The organism is Corallococcus sicarius (genome assembly GCF_003611735.1).
GTDB classification, from domain to species: domain Bacteria; phylum Myxococcota; class Myxococcia; order Myxococcales; family Myxococcaceae; genus Corallococcus; species Corallococcus sicarius.
The window spans coordinates 1-4554 of the sequence record NZ_RAWG01000499.1 but is presented as its reverse complement, the minus strand read 5'-3'; the positions used below and the strand labels follow the sequence as shown (position 1 = coordinate 4554).

4 protein-coding genes are annotated in these 4554 nt (G+C 69.6%); 2 read left to right on the top strand and 2 right to left on the bottom strand.

Annotated features, from left to right (window positions below; genetic code table 11):
- A partial coding sequence (locus tag D7X12_RS39575; protein ID WP_120630321.1) for an acyl-CoA dehydrogenase family protein occupies positions 1 to 1129 on the top strand: 1129 nt, incomplete at its 5' end.
- 69 nt (positions 1130 to 1198) lie between these two features.
- Here the strand turns inward: D7X12_RS39575 and D7X12_RS39570 are convergent.
- The gene (locus D7X12_RS39570; RefSeq protein WP_120630320.1) at positions 1199 to 2011 is read right to left on the bottom strand and encodes a hypothetical protein; all 813 of its coding nucleotides are present in this window, start codon (positions 2009 to 2011) and stop codon (positions 1199 to 1201) included.
- Positions 2012 to 2282: 271 nt separating this feature from the next.
- Between D7X12_RS39570 and D7X12_RS39565 the strand changes: the two genes are divergently transcribed.
- A complete protein-coding gene (locus tag D7X12_RS39565) occupies positions 2283 to 3146 on the top strand; it encodes a caspase family protein (protein WP_120630319.1) in 864 nt (287 codons plus the stop codon).
- 7 nt (positions 3147 to 3153) lie between these two features.
- On the opposite strand, the gene D7X12_RS39560 is transcribed toward D7X12_RS39565, so the two are convergent.
- Positions 3154 to 4401, bottom strand: a complete 1248-nt coding sequence (locus tag D7X12_RS39560) for a copper amine oxidase (RefSeq protein ID WP_158620213.1) — start codon at positions 4399 to 4401, stop codon at positions 3154 to 3156.
- Positions 4402 to 4554 lie beyond the last annotated feature (153 nt).

The window sequence follows — 4554 nt, the reverse complement described above, 5'->3', positions numbered from 1 at the left end:
GGCCACCGCCCAGGCGCTGTTCCCCCGCCTGTCCGCGCGCTCCGACGAAATCGAGAGCGCACGCCGGCTGCCCCCGGACCTGGCCGCCGAGCTGGCCCGGGAGGGCTTCTTCCGGATGATGATCCCGGAGTCGCTAGGAGGGCTGGAGCTGCACCCGGCGCAGTCCTTCCAGATCATCGAAGCGCTGGCGAAGGCGGACGGCGCCACGGGCTGGTGCGTGATGATTGGCGCCTCCACCGCGCTGACGTCCGCCTGGCTGCCGGAGCCCGCGGCCCAGGCCGTGTACGGCGCGCCGGACGCCATCACCGGCGGCATGGCGGCGCCCATGGGCCGCGCCGAGCGCGTCGAGGGAGGCTACCGCGTCACCGGCCGCTGGCCCTGGGTGAGCGGCGGGCAGCACTGCCAGTGGCTGGTGGGAGGCGCGGTGGTGACGGAAGGGGGCAAGCCCCGCCTGGGGGCCACGGGGCTCCCTGAGACGCGGCTGTGCTTCTTCCCGGCCGGGAGCGTCGTGCTGCACGACACCTGGTTCGCTTCAGGCCTGTGCGGCACGGGCAGCGGGGACATGGAGGTGAAGGACCTCTTCGTGCCGGAGGCGTATGCCTTCTCGTTCTTCAGCCCGAGGCGCGTCACCTCGCCGCTCTACGGCTTCCCCTTCTGCCTGCTGGGAATGGGAATCCCGGCCGTGGCGCTGGGCATCGCCCGCCGCGCCATCGACGAGTTCATCACCCTGGCGCACCAGAAGACCCTGATGCTGGAGCGCCGTCAGCTGGCCGCGCGCCCCGCGGCCCAGGAGGCCGTCGCCGTCGCCGAGGCCACCGTGCGCTCCGCCCGCGCCTTCGTCCTGGAGGCCCTCCACGCCGTCTACGCCGAGTCCACGCGGGGCCCCGTCTCCCAGCGCGCCCGCGCCGAGCTGCGCCTGGCCATGACCCACGCCACCCGGAGCGCCGCGCGCGCCGTGGACGGCATGTACGAGGCCGCGGGCGGCAGCGCCGTCTTCCGCTCCAGCCCCCTCCAGCGCTGCTTCCGCGACGTCCACGTCGCCACCCAGCACGCCTACGTGGCCCCGCCCACCCTGGAGCTCACCGGCGGCCTGCTGCTGGGGCTCGACCTGCCGGCCCCCACGCTGTAGCCGCCCGCAATGAGAAACGCCGGACGGGGAGTCTCTCCCGCCCGGCGTGCAACGGCTTCGCGTCGGGGACTACTTGCCCTGGACGGTGGACTCACCCAGGACGGTGAAGTCGCTCGCGGAGGCCTTCACGTCGATGGAGGAGAAACCGGTGTACGGGTAGTGCCCGTCCTCGACCTCCTCGACGATCTCCAGGTAGTCGCCGCTGACCGGCTTGCCGTCCGCGTCCAGCGAGAACGCGCCCGGGGCGCCGCGGAAGCTCCAGAGGCAGGCGCCGTCGCGGATGGTGTCGAACATGCTCGTGGAGTTGTGGTTCTTGAAGCCGATGTCGATGCGGGTCAGCCGGATGTGGATGTTGTACCACTCCGAGTTGACGCCGCCGTACTCCCACGGGTGCTGCTGCGACAGCATCAGCCGGCCGTTCTGGTACAGGTTCACCCGGTAGGCCGAAGGGGTCGAGCCGCCCGTGAACGTGGGCGCGAGGACCACGCGGTCCCCCTCACCCAGGCCGACGCGCAGCGCGCTGACCACCTGGTCGCCATCCCGGGCCGCCAGGGTGAAGCCCTGCTTCGTCACACCGAGCCCGCCGATGTCCGCCTGCAGGTTCCAGCTGGTGGAGCGGGGGAACTGGCTGGAGAAGCCGTCCGCCCTCACGTCCTTCAGGCCGGAGACCGCGATGCCCTTCCCGGTGCGCGCCAGCACGGCGCTGCCCGTCGCGCAGTTCTTGATGCCGTTGAAGCCTTCGACACACTGCTGCTCGACCTTCGCTTCCTGCGACGAAAGCGAGTCACCCGCGGGCGTTTGCGCTTCCTCACCCTGGCAACCGGCGGCCGTCAGGCTCAGGAGCGCGGCCACCACCAGGCGGCCCGTCAGCTTGATACTCATGGATGAACCTTCTTCTCGTTGGGGGATGACTGCATGTCGGGTCGGCTGAAGACCCGGCACGCGCCACTGCACCCGCCGGGCCATGCCCCTGCCGCGTCCCGGACGCACGGGGACGGGCCTGCGCGCAGTAGCGCGACCCGCCACAGATTCGCGCGGGCCGTAACCTGCCATGTCACAAGGGCCAGCGGGACGTGCGTGCGTGCGCCCTGCCTGACCCGTGACATCCCACGGGGACGGACTCCACCTTGAGGAACAGGGAGGAGTACCAGTCATGGCTCAGGGATATTCCATCAACATCGGTTTGAACACGGTCGACCCCCGACACTACGCGGGTTGGGATGGCCAGCTCACGGCGTGCGAGGCGGACGCGGAGGACATGGCCAGCATCGCGAAGACGCAGAACTTCGGTCGCGTGAGCACGATCCTCACGAAGGAGGCCACGCGCGCGAAGGTGCTCGGGGAGATGGACGAGGCGGTGAAGGTGCTCGGGGCCGGGGACCTGTTGCTGTTCACCTACTCGGGACACGGCGGCCAGCTCCCGGACAGGAACGGTGACGAGTCGGATGGACTGGACGAGACGTGGTGCCTCTATGACGGGGAGGTCATCGACGATGAGCTCTTCGTCGCGATGTCGAAGCTCAAGCCGGGCGTGCGCGTCTTCATGCTCTCCGACAGCTGCCACAGCGGCTCGGTGAGCCGGGTGGCCTACGCGGCCCTGCGCTCCAGCGGCAGCCTGCAGCTGCTCGCGGACACCGTGCAGAGCAGCGAGCCCTCCGAGCGGCGCTTCAAGGAGATGCCCCTGGGCATCGAGCACCGCACCTACCGCGACAACAAGGCGATGTACGACGACATCATGAAGCGGCTGCCCAAGGAGGATCCGCGCCTGTCGCTCAAGTCCACCGTGCTGCTCATCTCCGGCTGCCAGGACAACCAGCTGTCCAGCGATGGCGCCTTCAACGGCCTCTTCACGTCCAACCTGCTGCGCGTGTGGAACGGCGGGAAGTTCAGCAACGGCTACCAGACGTTCCACCGCCGCATCCTGCGCACCATGCCTCCCATCCAGTCCCCGGCGTACTCCATCGTCGGAGTGCCCAGCCGCGAGTTCGAGCGGCAGATCCCCTTCCACCTGAGCTGAAGCACGCTCAGGGCTCCAGCGGGCTTCTGTGATGGAAGCCCCGGGGTTTGATCATGAAGGACATCCACTCGATGGGCATGTTCACCTCATCCTCATCGCGTGGCGTGTGCAGGTGCCGGTTGACGTACCAGACGACGACGTCCTGCCCGTCCACGGATTGTCCATCCACCATCGCGCTGACGTTGGGCTTCGCCGTGGTGCAGCCCGCGTTGATGTGGGGCGGGAAGTTGCCCACCGCCAGCGTCTCGCACGCGTTGTACCGGGTGACCCAGAGCTCGTGCTGGGACCAGGGCTCGTCGGTGGAGACCTGTCCCTGCCACACGCCTTCGACCTCCGGCACCAGCTCATACGACACGGTCCGCCCGTCGTTGTTGAGCAGGTTCTTGTCGTAGATGCGCCAGCTTGTATAGGCGTCCGCGGTGAAGTCCTGCGCCGTCTCCGTCAGGAGGGGCGTCACGACGTTGACGCCACACGCGCCCGGCGTGGTGCAGGGGTTCACGGGCGACGCGGCCGAGGAGGGCTGGAAGGTCATCCGCTCGACCGCGTCATCCGCCGCCCCGCCGATGTCGAAGTCCAGCCGGTAGTAGGCGTTGTGCATGTGGGACAGCCCGTAGTCCGGCGTCGCCGCGGACTGCGCGTTCAGGCGGCGGCCGTAGGGCGCATAGGCGTCGCTGCCGCCGTAGCGGGCAAGCCGCCCCGTCAGGCCCATCCGCGGCTCGATGCTCCCGTCGTCGTGGAACTCCCACTGGTTGATGTATGTGTACGCGCCCAGCTGCGAGGCCATGGTCACCGACAGGCTCTCACCGCGCTGGGACGTGTTGAGGTACTTCCACGCGAGCCCCCGGTCCTCGACGTTCAGGCAGATGGTGTCATTGGCCAGCCGCGTCCCGCCCGCGCACTCGTCCGCGCTCCACGGCAGCGCGCTCCTGCCCAGCCCGGCGGAGTCCCGGGAGAGGTCCAGGAAGCGCGGCGTGCCCACGAGGTAGGGCACGTGGATCTCCGCGAGGCTCGCCTGCCCCAGCACCCGCCGCGCCACGCCGCCGCGGGGCGTGAACGAGGCCGCTTCGATGAACAACCCCTCACACGGGCAGTTGCGGACGTTGAACCGCCACCGCGACCCCGCCGTGAAGAGGTGGTCCACCACCGAGTCCCCCGTGCAGGCCGCGGACACACACCCCTGCGCCTCGGCGACCTGCCCGACGCCCAGCAGCAGCGCGCACCCCACCAGCGTGGTGACAAAGCGAAACCCAGACATGGTGTCCCCCTCTCGGAACATGGACCGACCGCGACCGAGGGGAGGAGTTAGGGAGCAGGCGGGCGCACGGCAACGGCACGGAGGGCCCTGCGCGCGCTCAGCACCGGACACTCGTTCGCCGTGGGTGCCGCTCCACCGCACAGAAGCAGACCC